The organism is Olivibacter sp. EAT-5 (genome assembly GCF_044784325.1).
Lineage (GTDB): Bacteria > Bacteroidota > Bacteroidia > Sphingobacteriales > Sphingobacteriaceae > Olivibacter > Olivibacter oleidegradans.
Genome location: NZ_CP173028.1, coordinates 5,360,240 through 5,376,800 on the forward strand (window position 1 = coordinate 5,360,240; position 16,561 = coordinate 5,376,800).

Annotated in this window: 18 protein-coding genes; 9 read left to right on the forward strand and 9 right to left on the reverse strand. The window is 42.6% G+C overall.

Annotated features, from left to right (window positions below):
• Positions 1-60: 60 nt before the first annotated feature.
• From ACH11B_RS22440 to ACH11B_RS22460, 5 genes are all read left to right on the forward strand, one after another.
• The gene (locus ACH11B_RS22440; RefSeq protein WP_130855443.1) at positions 61-1,656 is read left to right on the forward strand and encodes a GMC family oxidoreductase; all 1,596 of its coding nucleotides are present in this window, start codon (positions 61-63) and stop codon (positions 1,654-1,656) included.
• Positions 1,657-1,661: 5 nt separating this feature from the next.
• The gene (locus tag ACH11B_RS22445) at positions 1,662-3,143 is read left to right on the forward strand and encodes an aldehyde dehydrogenase family protein (protein WP_207303735.1); all 1,482 of its coding nucleotides are present in this window, start codon (positions 1,662-1,664) and stop codon (positions 3,141-3,143) included.
• Positions 3,127-3,696, forward strand: coding sequence for a hypothetical protein (locus tag ACH11B_RS22450; protein ID WP_130855442.1), 570 nt, complete (start codon positions 3,127-3,129; stop codon positions 3,694-3,696). The genes ACH11B_RS22445 and ACH11B_RS22450 overlap by 17 nt, the downstream gene beginning before the upstream one ends.
• Before the next feature lie 43 nt (positions 3,697-3,739).
• Positions 3,740-4,819 carry an MBL fold metallo-hydrolase gene (locus ACH11B_RS22455; protein WP_130855441.1) on the forward strand — a complete coding sequence of 360 codons (1,080 nt, stop codon included), beginning with the start codon at positions 3,740-3,742 and terminating at the stop codon, positions 4,817-4,819.
• Positions 4,820-4,930: 111 nt separating this feature from the next.
• A complete protein-coding gene (locus ACH11B_RS22460; protein WP_130855440.1) occupies positions 4,931-5,794 on the forward strand; it encodes a pirin family protein in 864 nt (287 codons plus the stop codon).
• A gap of 181 nt (positions 5,795-5,975) precedes the next feature.
• Here ACH11B_RS22460 and ACH11B_RS22465 read toward each other — a convergent pair whose 3' ends face one another.
• The gene (locus ACH11B_RS22465; protein ID WP_130855439.1) at positions 5,976-6,959 is read right to left on the reverse strand and encodes a quinone oxidoreductase; all 984 of its coding nucleotides are present in this window, start codon (positions 6,957-6,959) and stop codon (positions 5,976-5,978) included.
• A gap of 177 nt (positions 6,960-7,136) precedes the next feature.
• Between ACH11B_RS22465 and ACH11B_RS22470 the strand changes: the two genes are divergently transcribed.
• Positions 7,137-7,739 (forward strand): Crp/Fnr family transcriptional regulator, encoded by a 603-nt coding sequence (locus ACH11B_RS22470; RefSeq protein ID WP_130855438.1) that lies wholly within the window; start codon positions 7,137-7,139, stop codon positions 7,737-7,739.
• On the opposite strand, the gene ACH11B_RS22475 is transcribed toward ACH11B_RS22470, so the two are convergent.
• Together ACH11B_RS22475 and ACH11B_RS22480 are read right to left on the reverse strand one after the other, a co-directional pair.
• Positions 7,725-8,000 carry an ABC transporter permease gene (locus ACH11B_RS22475; RefSeq protein ID WP_377477336.1) on the reverse strand — a complete coding sequence of 92 codons (276 nt, stop codon included), beginning with the start codon at positions 7,998-8,000 and terminating at the stop codon, positions 7,725-7,727. The two genes, ACH11B_RS22470 and ACH11B_RS22475, sit on opposite strands and share 15 nt — an antisense overlap.
• 209 nt (positions 8,001-8,209) lie before the next feature.
• Complete coding sequence (locus ACH11B_RS22480) at positions 8,210-9,043, reverse strand: hypothetical protein (protein WP_130855436.1); 834 nt, start codon at positions 9,041-9,043, stop codon at positions 8,210-8,212.
• A gap of 153 nt (positions 9,044-9,196) precedes the next feature.
• Here ACH11B_RS22480 and ACH11B_RS22485 point away from each other — a divergent pair, with 153 nt between their 5' ends.
• Positions 9,197-9,793, forward strand: a complete 597-nt coding sequence (locus ACH11B_RS22485; protein WP_130855435.1) for an alpha-ketoglutarate-dependent dioxygenase AlkB — start codon at positions 9,197-9,199, stop codon at positions 9,791-9,793.
• A 54-nt stretch (positions 9,794-9,847) separates the two neighbouring features.
• Here ACH11B_RS22485 and ACH11B_RS22490 read toward each other — a convergent pair whose 3' ends face one another.
• A complete protein-coding gene (locus tag ACH11B_RS22490; protein WP_130855434.1) occupies positions 9,848-10,387 on the reverse strand; it encodes a hypothetical protein in 540 nt (179 codons plus the stop codon).
• 283 nt (positions 10,388-10,670) lie between these two features.
• Here ACH11B_RS22490 and ACH11B_RS22495 point away from each other — a divergent pair, with 283 nt between their 5' ends.
• Positions 10,671-11,039 (forward strand): hypothetical protein, encoded by a 369-nt coding sequence (locus ACH11B_RS22495; protein WP_130855433.1) that lies wholly within the window; start codon positions 10,671-10,673, stop codon positions 11,037-11,039.
• 413 nt (positions 11,040-11,452) lie between these two features.
• Here ACH11B_RS22495 and ACH11B_RS22500 read toward each other — a convergent pair whose 3' ends face one another.
• The 3 genes from ACH11B_RS22500 to ACH11B_RS22510 all read right to left on the reverse strand — a co-directional run bounded on the left by ACH11B_RS22500 (position 11,453) and on the right by ACH11B_RS22510 (position 13,976).
• Positions 11,453-11,674, reverse strand: a complete 222-nt coding sequence (locus ACH11B_RS22500) for a hypothetical protein (protein WP_130855432.1) — start codon at positions 11,672-11,674, stop codon at positions 11,453-11,455.
• Positions 11,675-11,686: 12 nt separating this feature from the next.
• Complete coding sequence (locus tag ACH11B_RS22505) at positions 11,687-12,457, reverse strand: hypothetical protein (RefSeq protein ID WP_130855431.1); 771 nt, start codon at positions 12,455-12,457, stop codon at positions 11,687-11,689.
• A 313-nt stretch (positions 12,458-12,770) separates the two neighbouring features.
• The gene (locus ACH11B_RS22510; protein ID WP_130855430.1) at positions 12,771-13,976 is read right to left on the reverse strand and encodes a S9 family peptidase; all 1,206 of its coding nucleotides are present in this window, start codon (positions 13,974-13,976) and stop codon (positions 12,771-12,773) included.
• 106 nt (positions 13,977-14,082) lie between these two features.
• Here ACH11B_RS22510 and ACH11B_RS22515 point away from each other — a divergent pair, with 106 nt between their 5' ends.
• Positions 14,083-15,009 (forward strand): AraC family transcriptional regulator, encoded by a 927-nt coding sequence (locus tag ACH11B_RS22515; protein WP_130855429.1) that lies wholly within the window; start codon positions 14,083-14,085, stop codon positions 15,007-15,009.
• A gap of 43 nt (positions 15,010-15,052) precedes the next feature.
• On the opposite strand, the gene ACH11B_RS22520 is transcribed toward ACH11B_RS22515, so the two are convergent.
• Both ACH11B_RS22520 and ACH11B_RS22525 read right to left on the reverse strand, forming a co-directional pair.
• Positions 15,053-16,006, reverse strand: coding sequence for a homocysteine S-methyltransferase family protein (locus tag ACH11B_RS22520; RefSeq protein WP_130855428.1), 954 nt, complete (start codon positions 16,004-16,006; stop codon positions 15,053-15,055).
• Between the two features lie 70 nt (positions 16,007-16,076).
• On the reverse strand, positions 16,077-16,439 hold the full coding sequence (locus ACH11B_RS22525) for an MmcQ/YjbR family DNA-binding protein (protein WP_130855427.1): 363 nt from the start codon (positions 16,437-16,439) through the stop codon (positions 16,077-16,079).
• Positions 16,440-16,561 lie beyond the last annotated feature (122 nt).

The following is a 16,561-nucleotide window of genomic DNA, read 5'->3' on the forward strand; positions in this document are numbered from 1 at the left end:
CTGTTTTGACAAATGTAAAGATTTGTAAAGTCAAAATTCTCTTAGAAAAAATTAAACTAAATGACTAAAAACAAATCATTTACATCGCCAAAAAAAAGGAATAGTCAGCAGATCTATAGCCATATTATTTTAGGTGCCGGATCGGCGGGCGCCGTCTTAGCTAACAGACTGAGCGAAGAAAGTTCATTTAACATTTTACTGTTAGAGGCAGGCTCCATCTATGACGAATTTTCTTATCCCGAATCGGTCGCCAATAGCCAGATACTCGGAGCTGGTGGTGATGCCCGGTACGACTGGGCTTACACAGCCAATAGTCAGAAGGGCGGCGATAAAATTGGCGTACCGCGCGGTAAAATCCTGGGAGGCAGCTCCGCGGTAAACGGGGCCGTAGCGGTCAGGGGTATTCCCAACGATTTTAACCGCTGGGCGGATATGGGTATAGACCATTGGTCGTGGGAGGAAGTGCTACCCTATTTTAAGAAACTGGAAAAATCCAATCTTGAGGATAGCCAATGGCATGGGCATTCGGGTTACTTCCCAATCAATCAACTACGCAAGTCCGATCTGTCCCCGATGCAGCAGGCCTTCATAGAGGCGGCCAAAGCAAACAACTATCCAGAAGTAAGCGATTTTAACGGCGAAAAGCAATACGGCATAGGCCCCTACCCCGTAAATATTATCAATGGTGTGCGGATGAACACAGGGATGACCTACCTGGATATTTCCGTGAGAGAACGGAGTAACCTAAGCATTGAAGGTGATGTGCTGGTGGACAGGGTATTGTTCGAAAATAACAAGGCTGTTGCTGTACAACTTGCGGATGGACGCGTATTTCATGGCGGCGAGATCATCGTATCCGGTGGCACCTACGGCTCAGCAGGAATACTGATGCGTTCGGGCATTGGTCCCGCTTCCGTTCTGAAAGATTTAGACATATCGGTTGTCGCCGATCTCCCTGTAGGCAGGCAAATCTTAGATCACCCCTTTTACTTCAATACCTACGCAGCAGATCCGAAGACGATTGGCCGCCTTTCTCCGGTTACAGGTGTCAATCTATGGACAAGAAGTTCTTATGCATCAAAGGACGAGCTCGATATCCACATCACTGCAGGCCATTTATTTAATCCCGATACGAGCCCCACGAAAGCAGGTTATGTCTTCGGCGTGGCCTTGACCAATCCCAAATCAAGGGGTACTATAAAGATTGTCGGCAACAACCCGGAAGATGCACCGATCATAGACCTGAATTTCCTGGCGGAAGAAGAAGACCGTAAAAGGCTCATTGAAGGAATCAGGCTTGCGCAAAAGATCGGTCAAACAGAACCACTGAAAAATCTTTCGGTCGGCGAGCTGAATCCCGGCCCTGAAGCATATAATGATGACCTTCTTTTGGCATCGATAAAAGCAACGCTCCAAACGTATAATCACCCCATGGGCTCGGCACCCATGGGGCCGTTAGGGAGTGCTGAAGCTGTTGTGGATTTTTCCGGAAAAGTTCATGGTATCGAAGGCCTACGGGTGGTGGATGCGTCCATTTTACCAGGTTTTATATCTACGGGGCCCAACGTAACAGTGATCATGATGGCTGAGAAAATTGCCGATGAGATGAAAGAAACAGGAGCAAATGCAAAGGTAGTGTCAAAAAACAAGTATTAACAGTGATGGAAAATTCAACAAAAGAAATGGTATCTACCAAAGAGAAACAGGTAAAACTGAACTGGATTAACGGAGAATGGCTGGACAGTAAAATTTATAGAAACAGCGTTAATCCGGCAAGCGGAGAAATAATCGGTCGCTATGCCGATGGCAACCAATCGATTGCCGCGCAAGGTATCCGGGCCGCAAAATCTGCCTTCGAAAAAAGCGAATGGAAAGAAAACCGCCATCTACGATCCCGCGTATTGAACGAGCTTGCCCATGCCTTTGAGATTTATGCCGAACGTTTAATCAGGATGCTCTCTCTTGAAAATGGAAAAATAGCGAAGGAAGCTGCCATGGAGATTTCGGGTGTCCCATCAAAATTACGGTACTATGCTGCAGTGGTTCTGACCCATAGCGGACGCGCACTGGAATCTCGTCCGGGTGCTTTCAGTATGGTTCTGGAAGAACCGATGGGCGTGGCCGGAATTATAGCACCCTGGAATTCACCGGTGATTCTCATGATCCGGTCGCTGGCACCGGCATTGGCCGCGGGCTGCACAGCGATTATTAAAATGCCCGGGCAAACAGCCCAGGTCAATGCCCTGATATGTGAAGTTTTTGCATCGGTAAAGAGCTTGCCGAAAGGGGTCATTAACCAGTTTACAGAAAGTGGGCATACAGGAGCAGCATTGATTATCAGTTCTCCAGATGTTCCTACCATTAGCTATACAGGCAGTACGGCAACCGCGAAGATTATGATGGCAAACGGTGCAGCACACCTCAAACGTTTTGGCTTTGAACTGGGAGGCAAAACACCGATGATTGTTTTCGATGATGCCAATCTGGATAAGGCATTGCCCATCTTGGAAAAGGCCATTACCATTTTTGCAGGACAGTTCTGCATGACCGGCAGCAGAATTTTGGTTCAGAAAAACATTGCAGAGCGGTTTATCACAGATTTCACCGAAAGACTTCTGCGTGTTAAAGTAGGTCCGGCTGCTGATCCTGAAAGTGATATGGGGCCATTGATTGATGAAGGCAGTTTAAAGCGTGTGAATGATCGTGTGGAACAGGCGATTAATGAAGGTGCCGAAGTGCTGCTTCGCGGCGGTAAAGTGTTAGACGGAAGCTTGGCAGCAGGCTCCTTTTATCGCCCTGTTTTATTACGTGTTACCGATAACAAAATGGCTATTGTACAGGAAGAAACCTTTGGCCCGGTAGCTACTGTACAGATTTTTGATACGGCCGAAGAGGCAATTAAGTTAGCAAACGATAATCCATATGGTTTGGCGGCATCGGTCTGGAGCAGCCATGTGGATCTGCCTTTAAAGGTAAGCCGAAAACTGGATGTGGGCACGGTGTGGATAAACGATTGGGCAAAGATCAACGATGAGATAGAGGAAGGCGGCTTTAAAATGAGCGGTCTGGGACGTTTAAACGGCCTGGCGGCGATGCATGAATTTATTCAATTCAAACACATCTACCATGATGCGGGCATCTGATTTACCGGTAATCACGATCATAGAGCTAACGCCCAAAGCTCCTTACAAAGAAGAAGCCCTTGAAGCGATTCAGACAATCAGCCTGGCCGCTGCAGGCTTCCATGGATATCAATCCGCGGACATTTTTGAAAAGGTGACGGCTGGCGGATCCATTGTATTTGCCATTATTCTACGATTTGACACTTATGCCAATCTGACCTCCTGGAATGATTCGGAGCAAAAAGCGCGGCAGATCGCTTTAAGTAAAAACTTATTTACAGAGGTGACACCGGAAGTTAAACTCACCGGTCTGGAATTCTGGTTTGAAAACAAACAACAAGAGGGAGTAATGCAACCCACTAAATGGAAGATGCTGATTATCACCGTCTGTATCATATTTACACTTTTACATACGCTTATGCCCTTTATTAGACAATTATTGAGGCCAATTGGAATGCCTCAAATGATAAACACCTTGGTCGGGATTATCATGATGGTTACGCTCATGACTTATGTGGTGATGCCTTTTATTACCAGGATCTTCAGTAAATGGTTATTCAAATCCAAAGGATAAACACGGTAATTTTTTAAACACTTATATTATACATTCAATTATTATGAAGCATTCACAAATCGAAGAAAAACACGGTAAACATGGAGATTTTTTTCACACGAAGCATGGTTTCGAAAAGGCAGATTGGCATCAGCATGCCCCCTCACCTCAACAGTTCCAGCCAGCATACCTGAGCAGTCCTGAATTTATCAAAAATGGCTATCACTGTGAAGAGCTAAAGGACGGCTTTTATTGGGTAACCAGTGGTGGTTATGATGCTGCTTTTCTTGTAACGGATGAAGGCGTCATTGCAATAGACGCACCGCCCATTCTCGGTGAAAATATGCTGGCCGCTATAGAAGCTGCAACGGACAAACCTATCACAAAGGTGATTTACAGCCATTGGCACTCCGATCATATTGGTGCGGCAGCCATGTACGGCCCCGATGTTGAGATCATAGCCCATGAAATCACCAAAGAATTGCTTACGCGTTTTCCTGATCCCTTGCGACCTATTCCAACTACGATATTTGGCGACAGTTATGTGGTGGAACTTGGCGGTGAAAAACTCGAGCTTAGCTATAAAGGTGCTAACCATTGCCCCGGTAACATCTTTATTTATGCACCGAAACAAAAGGCGCTTACCAAGATTGACATTGTGAGTCCGGGCTCCTGTACTTTCATGCATTGTGATGCCTCGGAGAACATCAGTGGTTGGATTGAGGCGCACGAGCAAATTTTGGAATTTGATTTTGATTTTTTAGTGGGAGGACATATCACACGCTGGGGAACCCGCGAAGATGTGCGTACATCACTGGAATACTTTCAAGATATGCTCGGTTTTGCGCAAGAGGCACTGAAAGAGTTTTGCACGCCCGTTGGAGCAGCTGTTTTCTTCTCAACTTCTCCCGCTGACCAATATTCCGTGGGCACGGAAAACTGGATCAACTCGATGGTCAATTATGTTACGGACAAAATGCTGTCAAAGATTACCTCGAATGGCCAAAAGTGGGAGGAGCGCCTTGCAGGTGTAACCACTAACACCAAATATCACGCATACACCATTGTGGAATCTACAAGAACGGAAAGGAGTCATTGGGGCTATCAGAAAAGGGGTACAGGAGGAACTAACTATTTTGTTTAATTTTCTCAGACACGTGTCCTGTCTTGTGATAATGGGAGAAACTCTGCTCCCAAATACTGAAGAAGAAAAGCCATTAAAGGGGTTTTTATTAAAACATAAACAGATCAAAAGATGAATCGCAAAATTGTAAGAATAGTACAGCCAAAAGCAAACCAGGGCTTTTTAGGCGTGGGCCATACGGCTATTCAGGTTGTTGAAGGCAGTGACTTTCAGCAAACGGATCCCTTTATCGTAATGATGGATGATCAGCTCGATTTACCGGGGCATGGTGTTGTTGGAGGGCCACATCCTCACGCCGGATTTGAAATTGCCACACTTGTGCTGGAAGGAAGCCCGGAGACTGATTTTGAAACAGGTAGCTTGGAATGGCTGACGACCGGAAGCGGCATCGTACATACGGAAGAAATTAAAACCAAAGTAAAATTAAGGATTTTACAATTGTGGCTGGTGCTGCCGAAAACCAAAAGGTGGACAGCCCCCAAATGGCAAAAACTTCCCTTCAAAAATGTGCCATCCAAAAAAACAGGTCGGTCTGAAATCTACGTTTACAGTGGAAGCGCATTTGGTTTAACATCTCCCATTACCTCTGAAACCCCTATCACGATCGTTCTGTTCAAATTGGATAAAAATGATAAGGTTACGCAACAGCTTCCAACAAACTTCAATGGTTTTATTTATATGCTTGAGGGAAGTATGCTAGCGGGTGGAGAAGCGACACCTATAGAGAAACAGCAGGTTGTCTGGTTGGACAGGTCTACGGAAGAAGGGGATAGTAAGATTGATTTTATCGGTGGCGCCGAGGGTGGAAGCTTTGTGCTGTATGCCGGAGAACCGCAAAGAGTACCCATTATCAGCTATGGCCCATTTGTCGTCGACAGGGAAGAAGAAATTAAGCCGCTCTTTCAGGATTTTAAAGCGGGTAGAATACCTCATTTAAAAAACCTTCCAGAAAGTCAGGTCGTTTACCATGGCTGAGCCGTTGGTAAAACGTCTTGGCTTTATGCTCACGGTTTTATTTTCTTTTACCCTACATAGCCAACGCCCTTTCCTTCAAATCCATTTGTAAATGGTCGTCCGGTTGACCACCCTTTAAAGAGGATCATCCGGATATGCCATTTATTTACCGATCAAACCAATCGGTGATTACCCCTTTCCATCAAGGATGAAGAATGATAGATCCGGTTGTCTTACCCTCTTCCAAATCACGATGAGCAACGGCAGCATCTTTCAGTGCATAAACAGTTGGCGTTATCGTACCTAATGATCCATCGCGCCAAGCATCAAATAGTTCACGAGTGGCCAATTCCCTACTATACATATCCGGCAGATACTGTTGCAGAGCAGGCCGCACTAGCCGAATTTGTCTTTTCGATAAATAGTTCATATCCAAATGCGGATTACCGGAAGCCATACCAAAAAGAACCGCGGTACCACCATTCTTTAATAACTTAACTGAGATTTCAAAGGTCGCTTTGCCGACACCATCAAATACCGCATCGATCCGCTGATTTCCAATCAGCTCCTTTACTTTAGCCCCCAAATCCTGTGTTTCCATCACAATCACATGATCGACCCCGTTATCGGACGCGATTGCTCTCTTTGCCTCGGTTCCTACTGTACCGATTACGGTGGCCCCAAGCGCTTTTGCCCATTTACTCAACAATGAACCAACACCTCCTGCGGCGGCATGCACGAGAATAATGTCTCCCGGTTTTACGGCATAGATCTGCCTGATCAGCATACGGGCAGTAAGTCCCTTGGCCAAGATCGATGCGGCTTGATCATAGGAGATGTCGTCGGGTAACTTGACCAGGTCTTCCACCTTCACCAGCCGCTTTTCGGCATACGAACCTAATGAATTGTAATAAGCAACCCGATCGCCTTCTTTAATAGACGTGACACCGCTACCGACATGTTCTACTATTCCTGCGGCTTCCCCGCCGATCGTTGCCGGAAAAGACATGATCGGGAAAGTCCCGTTTCTATACATGATATCAACGAAATTGATAGCAATTGCTTTCTGACTGATCAAGATCTCGTGCGCTCCAGGTTCTTGTACCTCTTGGATGGAATATTGTAAAACCGCGGGAGGGCCCTGTGATTCGATGCGGACTACACCGCTTTTATATATTTTCTTCATATTGTAAGGCTGATTGCTCAGCATTAGTTTATTCAAAATTGAGACTTTATAAGTGGTATGAAAATGACATATGCAGTAAATTATCCTTGACATATGTCAAGAATATCATGGTTCACGATTAGCATCCCGCCCGTTAATTCCTTATTTTTGATTGCTCTTAAATAATCATCTGCGTATATGAGTTTACACGAACCATCATTTGAAGTGCTTTTTTCGTATATTGAATCGAGATCGTCTCTATTACTCGATGATAATGATCGAGCGCTTATAAAACAGGCATTTAAACAAAAGAACCTAAGAAAACGACAATATCTTTTGCAGGAAGGTGATATTTGCAAGTACATGGCATTTGTAGTGAAAGGCGCAGGTAGGATGTATACAATTAATAAAAATGGGCAGGAGCACACGATTCGTTTTGCTATAGAATCCTGGTGGCTTGGAGATGAAGAGAGCTTTAGGCTGGGGACGCCGTCAATCTATACTATTGAGCTGACCGAAGACGCTGAAGTGCTGTTGGTAACAAAAGACAATCTTGACCAACTCTACGATCAAGTTCCCGCTATTACCCATATGACTCGCAAAATCGATCAAAAACGTGCTATCGCCACCCAAAAGCGTCTACAGGATACCATCAGCTTAGAAGCCGAACAGCGCTATCTACGTCTTGAAGAAACTTATCCCGAAATAGTACGCCGATTCCCGCAGGCAATGGTTGCCTCTTATCTGGGGATATCAGCCGAAACACTTAGTCGGGTTAGAAAAAAACTATTGCAGAAATAAGCGATGCTCAATCTTTCCTTGTAGGATGGCTTTAAATGAACGATCCATCGTCCACCATGCGATAGGTGTAACGACGGTACAGGATAACATAACAAGCTTGATAAAGTCGGTCGATATTAGCTTGACAATGCCCATTACACTTGCCCCCAGCACCTTGCGTACGCCGATTTCCTTTTGACGCTGGAGCGTGCTATAAGCAGCAAGTGCCGATAACCCCATGCAGGAAATGAAAATAGTCAATAAGGCAAAATAGAAAAACAACTTCAGATTATCCAGGAAAAATACACGGGGCTGTTAGAAAAACACAATATGCTTCTAGAAGAAAACAATGAGCTCAAATATCGGTTATCGGAGTTAAAGCAAAAGTTGATTAAGAAGTAGGAAGCTTTCGAACTTAATTTATAGTGCTTAATAGAAAAAGCCGCCTCTAAACAAGAAACGGCTTCAATATATCTACAAATACCTGATGCTTAATTCTTCTTCTTTTTAGCCAAATCGGCACGGACTTTTTGGACGAAGTCTATTGATACTTCAGCAATTTCCGCAGCCTTTTCGTCAGATAGACCAAGTTTTATAAGCAAGTTCTCTACCACATCATAGCTTTTCCTAGCCTCACCCTTCGCTTCACCTTTGCGATAAAGAAAGTCTCTTTCTTCTTTAAAAAATTTGCTTACTGCTTCCATAGCTTTTTCAAATTGTGTTTCTAAATTACTACGCAATTGCACAAATATACGCAATTGTTTGAAATATCGACTTTCAGCGAAATCCCCCCTTGTCTGAAATTTTATATCCTCAATGATTTCTTTAACAACGGTATAACTATCGTTATGTTCAAAGTTACCTAATATTCCTAACATTTTCACCTCTGGATTGTCAGATTTTAAGAATAGCTTATAATTGGCTTCATAGAGCGAGATCAGGGCATAGCGAAATGTCAAGGTTTCAGTTTCTACGACAGTTGGCATTCTTGGCCGTGTATCTCCCAGGTAAATGACATATTGCCTTACAGGGATTCTATATTTACGCATCAGCATAGCGCAGTATTCTATCATACGAAACACAATGTCCCTTTCGCTTTTCACCTGAAACTCAACATGAAGTACATAAGTATTCCCTTTTGAGTCGGTAACCTTTTTCAATGCGTCAGGCTTCCGTTCCTTTGTATGCTGTATATCATCCGGAAGCTCCTCGCTTTCGACAATGTCCAATCCAAGCACCTCCCGAACAATAACAGGCAAGGTCAACTCCAGGTTCTCCTTTATAATCTTATCATATTGATTCGCTTGCGATTTACTTTGGCTCATTTAGATTACGATTCAGGTATAACACAAATATAAAAAAATCTAATTTTTTTAGCAAAAAAAAACATTTCAGGTTTTTCTTTTATATATATTTGATGCTCAACTGGAGCTGTTTCCGAAAGGACGGAATTTCAGGTAAATTTTAATTGATTGGAGATGCAGGGGAAATTGTTTGATGATAACCGGCAATTGGTACTGCCACGGGAACTGATGGATTATACGCCCGACTTTCTGGAACGGCCGGAAGCGGATACGCTGCTCGCTTTTTTATTGCACAATGTGCCCTGGCAGCAGACCAAGGTTAAGATGTACGATAAGGAGGTGCCAACGCCTAGATTGACGGCATGGTACGGAGACCGCCCCCTACGGGCGGATGACCGGCGTGAACCGATACCCTGGCTGCCGGAACTGCAGGTGATAAGGCAGCGTGTGGAGGCATTTACCGGCATGGCCTTTCAGGGCGTGCTGCTGAACCTCTACCGCGATGGAAATGATTCGGTGGCTTGGCATGCCGACAAGGACACGGTGCCCGGCCGCAAAACCGAAATAGCTTCCCTGAGCCTGGGAGCCGAACGGAACTTTGATTTCCGCAGGAAGGACGACCATGCCAGTCGCTATTCCATCAAGCTCCAGCACGGCTCCCTTCTGCTCATGAAAGGCGATCTGCAACTTTACTGGGAACATAGGATAGCCAAATCGAACGCGATCATAGGGCCGAGAATAAACCTGACGTTCCGAAAGGTTATTTTATAGGATAGGAAAAACGACTGAACGACCGGCGTTAATTTCGCCAACTTCAGTGAAGAGTTAGTATATGGTGTTTGATAGCAGACATTCAAAATATGTAGACTGATCATTATAACGGCCGGATGACATAATTCCCGGAACCCGGGTATGGTAAAAGTCCATATCAAAAGGCACGTAATCGGGATAGATGCGATTAATGTGTTTAATTATGTCATTGATCAGATCAAGCTCACCCTGGGATCGGATTCCCTCCAGGGTCGTTACTTTTGTTAGGTCAGAACGCAAATAAACAGAATACACCTTTTCCATTCCGCTTATAATAAAGGTACAGGAATCCAATTTAGCGTAACCGATTCTTTCGGGCAAGTAGAATTGAGCAATATAGCTGAAATTAATCCGCTCGGCAACATTTACCTTTCGCTCTTCTGCAATAACCTTACATAGGTTGCCAAATAGGCTGTTGTCAGAAGCGCAACGTTCTTTCAGTTTGAGAAAAGCGATGTATTCGGCACTTTCCTGATATTCCTGATCACCCGGATCAAGATCCTTGGGATAATATTTGTAAATAGTATCCAGGTACTTTTCGTTATGTCTTATCATTGGACAAATATCATTATTTCTTATGCTTTCGTCACGGAATCGACCCGTTTCGTCACACGAATTTGTAGTTTTATCATATTTTTCGTAGAGGGGGACTCTGTCAGGGCAATTATAGCAGATTTCATGTTATGTAGCAAAGCTGCAACTTAAATCGTTCAATATTTAACTCACCAATAAAGCCATGAATAAAGCATTCATAAAAAGTTTATCAGTCTTCTCATTCCTTTCCTGTATCTTGGTTTCATGTTCTGAAAACGACCCTTATTCCCTAGAGTGTACAAATATGATACCTCCGATCAAAATCAATTTCAATATTGTAAGCAAGAATGGGACAGATCTATTTTTCTCTCCCGATGCACCCTTCCAGTCTGATAGTTTGCAGATTTATCAATTGCGGGGAATCACCTTACCTTATCCAGTAAGTATAGAAGGAGAAGATCACAAATATTTTAGTTTTAATGCACACGGAACGGATAGGGACACCTGCTATTTCCGAATTTCCGAAGCCGATATTGACACGTTAATTTATGTTGCGTCGCCGGACTTACCATCAGAGTGCCCAGGAATGAAACTTGATACGGTGTATTATAACGGGCTTGTTTCTTCTCCAAATCAGGCAACAGGAACATTTCAATTAATTAAATCGCCATAAATAACTAACTATTATAAGCGTTGAAGAGTTGCTGATCGTGTTTCAAAAAGGATCTTCTGGGTATCATTGAGAAGCCTGGAGAAATTAATAAAATAGAGGGCAAACGCGATAGACCCGAAGAATACTATAAGCTAATAAAAACTATTGCAAGGAGTAAATCAAGCAAGTGAATATTTATGCATTTATATTAAGAGAACTTTACAAGTTACTTTAAAGTAAAACAACCATTTATTACGCTTCAATCATAATTGGTCCGATCATGCATGTAGCGCTTGCAAGCGCTCTTTAAAAGAGTTAGCATTAGAATAAATAATAGGTCTCAAAGATTGTTATCATATACAAAGACTTTGCATTGATCAATTAATCACCTATCTTTGTAATAGCTAAGGAGTTTTAGGGCTAGCATATCTCCACTATTTCAATTTCTCAATTTCCTTAAGGGAAAGTTTAGTGAATTTGGCAATTTGGCTGTTAGGCAAACCATCCTTTTTCATCTCGCGCGCTATAGCAACCGCTTCTTCACGTTTTCCCTTGTTTCTTTCCTGCTGCTTTACTGTTTCTATTATTCCCATATCAATTGTTCCTCTGGATAACTTTTCAACCTCTGTATCAAAGATACGATTAATTTCGTCCAATTGTCTTTGATCTTAAATTGCCGGACGGAGCCTTTGATGGTTAAAATAATCAGTGGCAATATATTTACCGATTATTTTAATCACGTCGGGTTCTTCATTTTCAATGTAAAGAAAATTCTTTAGGAATACCAAAAAGCTCAATATACGATCTCGATCATAATTATGAGTTATCAATGCCTTGGCTATAGTAAGTCGTTCACTTCCCAGTTCTTCATCAGGTATTTTTCCCTCTAAGAGTGACTTTTGACAAGCAAGCACCACAAGTGAAAACGGATTGTCCATAAGCAGTAGTTCCTCTTCGTCATTGTCAAATATATGGTACGTCCTATATCGGAAACTCATTGTAGTATCGAGTGTCTGACGCCAATATTCGCTCGGTCTTTTTTGGTTCTTATCTCCGGTAAATATCGCTATTGTTGCCACCGAGATATTGTATCGGTCCCATATTCTGTAATGATATTGATAGATCCGTTTAGCAAATTCGTGATCATTACCCCCTTCCAATTCGGTATTAATCAGAATATGGCTTTCTGTTCCATTCTTCATGTGTATTTTCACCAATAGATCGGCAATGCGTTTATCACTATTGCGCTCCCTGTTGGGAATGATCGACAATAATTCCTTATCCATTAATACCAGCTTATGGTTAAAATCAAACAGATCATCTGCATTTGGATAAAGAAACCGTAAGAACTCGGAAAACCATTCTTCAAACGCGCCTTTCAGAAGCTCATCGTTTTTCTTTCTAGGTTTTCTCTCGGTTTGATTTTTATAATTGGTCATATGCAAATTTAACGAAAATGTTCTAAGATGTTTCCACTTATGAACGAAGATTCTAAACCTGAAAATATTGGTGCCCACATAAAGCAATTGGCCTACCTTTGCCCAAAACCAATGTCATATGAACATAAGTAAACTGATTTATATAGCCACATCCAATCCGTAAAAGAAAAAAAACAGCATGCCACCCGTGAAGATTATTCTTGAGCATAATGAGCCCCATTTAAATCGCTTGAGTTTCTTTAGATATGGCGCTTTATGAAGCAAGCCTCATGTAAGTTGAACAAATGTCCATACTACATTGAAGTGTACTGATTTACGCTGATTTTGACAATACAACTTTTAACCAAGTTTCCACTTCTTGTACCAATCTCAAAGCGTTATTTCCCTGACAGTGTGCATCAGCACCCGTCTCAGCATCAAGAGTGATTAGCTTTTTTTGATCGTTTTCTATCGCTTCGTACCATTCTTTGGTTTGTTTTTTCCATACAGCGCCTTCCTGCATTCCCAGTACAGACATAAATGGTATTTTCACCCGTTTCGGATCTACAGCATTATTATCCCATTTTTCTACCAGTTCTGTTACGCCTTTAACACCGGCCTTCCATAAAAGTACTTGAAGGTTGTTAGCTCCGGCAGCAGATTCCGGTATTCCCGAAGACAATTGTTCACGAACACCTGTAAACAATTCCCCTGGGTTATAAAGAGCCGGTGTAGCAACAACCGCTGCCAGTCTCGGTTCATAAGCAGCGGAACGACAAGCGAAATAGCCTCCCAAACTCATTCCCAAAAGCACCAGCTTTTTTGTGTTTACATTAAATTTTTCAATGAGCGTATCAACTACCTTATGTATTGAATTTTCGGTTTGTTGTTCCCAATAAAGTCCCTGATTGGGAACTAAACCTTGTCCAGGCAAATCTACCAAAGCTACAGAATAGCCTCTATCCAAATAATAACGACCTTGAGATAAAAAGCGGTCTTCATGACACGTATCCGCTCCCCCAATGATTAAAATTGTAGGAGCACTGCTATCTGCTGATTGATAAAAGTGTCCCGGCAATTCCCCTCCTCCATAATAAACAGAAAACTTGGTAGCCGGCAGCTGAAGTCCTTTCATTGCTAAATCAAAATATTCTTGGCTACTTTGAAACAAATAGTCAAATCGTTCCCCGGGAACTACAAATTGCCATGCAGAGCGATAGGCTGCAAAAGTCTTCAAATGAACTTCACCGGCTGCTCTAACATTTCCTTCTTCCAGCCAACCCTTCCCTTGCTCTATCAATATTTCGGCTTGATTTTCAAAGGCATCAGCCCACGAATCAGGATGGCCATCTTCTATCTGGGATGCAACATAAAAAGCCTCACCTACCGACAAACCGCCTGCTGCGCCCCAGCTGAGTGCTCCAAGAAAAAAAAGGTCCATATTTGGGTCATTAAAACGGTAACGTTGGGTCAATCTTTGAGTTGAATAATCGGCACCTCTGTCTGATTGATTTGTTAAACTCTCATTTTGCGATTTCATACTATCTTGTTTTTTTTATTAAAAATCATATTGCTAAATTATCACTATCTTTATCATTAAAATAACTCAATAACCATTAAAAATAGTCGAAAAAAGTCATTGTAAAATGAAAGATACCTCAGGTTTGTTGAATTTTTTCAAAAAAATCCAATACAATTATGGTACGGATACTGTTCATTACTTAGAAGTTCTAGATTATAAAACTTTTGATTTTTTCCCTGAAATGGCAATGTTTTCACTGTCATATATAGTACATAAAACATTCCGAAGAAACTCGACTACCCCGAGCTACTTTGATAATGCAATCTGCTTTTATTTCAAAAATGTTGTACAGGAACCAGATACGATTTCCAATACCCAGACGGAAAAACCTGTTGTACATATTTTTCCCTATTCGGCAACACGAATAAGCAACTTTAAGAAAGGAGAAAAGGTACAGGTGCTTTGCGTGATTATCCGTATTCCATATTTACAGGCGTTATTAGGAACAGAAGCCGAAAACTTTAATTTTCTTTTGAACAACTATCATCATTTTCTTATTGAAGAAATTCTGACAGATGATATTGTACGTCTTGTTACAGAAATCATCTACTCCAAACGACAAGAAGTATTAACAGATTTCAACTACCGTATTGTTTCTTTGCAATTGATTTTTAGCTTATTCAAAAGTCTTAGCAAACGTGACCAAATTAAATTCCAAAAGTTAAATGAAGGGGATATAATTTCTATTTATAAAGTCAAAGAAAGATTGATTCACGATTTATCACAACCAGTTACTATAGAGGAACTGTCCAAAATCGCAGGAATGAATATTAACAAAATGAGAAAATTATTTATCCAGATATTTGGTATGGGAATCTATGACTATTTCCAGAAAAATCGAATGCTGGAAGCAGCAAAAATGCTGAAAAATCAAAAAATTTCTGTCTCAGAAGTCGGCTATTTGTTAGGTTTTGAAAATCTTAGCCATTTTACACGCATGTTTGAGCGATATATTGGCATGAAACCAAAGGCTTACAGCATGTTAAACTAGAATATAACATACACTATACAATAAAATAATCGAACTTGATCGTTCAGGAGGACGCTTTGACCTCACGCGCAATGGCTATAATATGCTCTTCGTCGGTGCCACAGCACCCGCCGAATACGTTTAGCTGACTGAAAGCTGCTTTCAGCTTTTTATGTTCGATGGCGAGGTTTTGCGGACTCCCTCTATCCAATTCCGTCGCTTCATCCAATTCTGCATGGCTTTTGCAGGAAGCATTTGCCCGCAGGCCCCTGATACGCTTTGTCCAGTATTCGTTTCTACCCGATTCCAATTCGTTGAAAAAATGACTCGGGTGCGCACAGTTGATCATGAAGTAAAGCGGAGGCTGGGATACATTTTTATCAACTTGATTAATAGCCTCCTTCAGGCTCATTCCGGTTGGCAGTTTACCGTCCGTTTCCACCGTGAAGGAAACTACCGTCGGAAGACCAACAGCGGCCGATGCGCGGGCAATGCCGATAGCTTCTTCCACATAATTCATGGTAATTGCAGAAACCATATCGACTGGGGTTTGGCTAAAAACAACTATCTGCCTGGCATGATATTTCTGGGCTTCTTCAGCGGTCATTTTATGTTCCGGTACATAGCCGTCACCGCGTGGGCCAACGCATCCGCTAAGGACAATATTGTCGATGTCGTTTTCAAACTCCTTTTTTAGATCGTTAAGGAGCTGGACTGCTTTTTCGTTCACGTCTACAATTGCCGATCCGGGATATCCTACCCTTTCCATCCAATCCGGATTTGCCCGCCAAGTAGGGCTTTCCAGGATAAAACCCATTCCGAAATCCTTGGAGATGTTCAAATAGCGCTTATAGTAATCCCTAAGTGCGTGATAGCCCTTTTCATCTTTCAAGAGATCAAAAGCAGCAAAACAAGGCAGCTCATGGCCCAGAAGGAAAACCAATGTCGTTTCAAGGCCTCCGTCGGTTAAGTACAGATTGGAAGTTCCATTTGGTAATACGGTATTTACAGTAGCCATGTATAAAAATTTTGATATGCTTGGCAACCGACGGCTTTACGGAGGAGTGTTTGGAAGCGCCAAACAAGCTTCAATCAGACCCGTGCCGCAGGTGCTCATATTCATTCACCGCTCGTTTGGTAGCGCGGGCAAGCCAGCCTTCCAGCAATAGCTTATTCAATTCGTCGGGGTCGGCGGAAGCCAGCGCAATCAGTACATAGTCATAGCCATCGAAATGTGAAGTTGTAAAATAAATGGTGGGATCCTTTTTCAGCCAAAAATCCTTTTTTTTGGTATAAACGGCTATCGATTCGTAATCATCCTGAATGCGGGCAAATATCTTGTTGCCTGCGTAAAAGGCCGGTGTCCCGTGACAGAGTCTTTCCTGTACTTCCGGTAGGGCGGACACTGCTCGGCGGATGACGTGGAGAAAAAACGGGTAATCTGTTTGCATAATTTTGTTTATTCTTAGTTATCCAGCCTCACTGTATGCAGTTAATTTGCCGTGCATCTGTGCCACAGTTTACCGATTATTCTTGCAGCGACGGTATTAGCATAGATATGAACGGTTGCGTC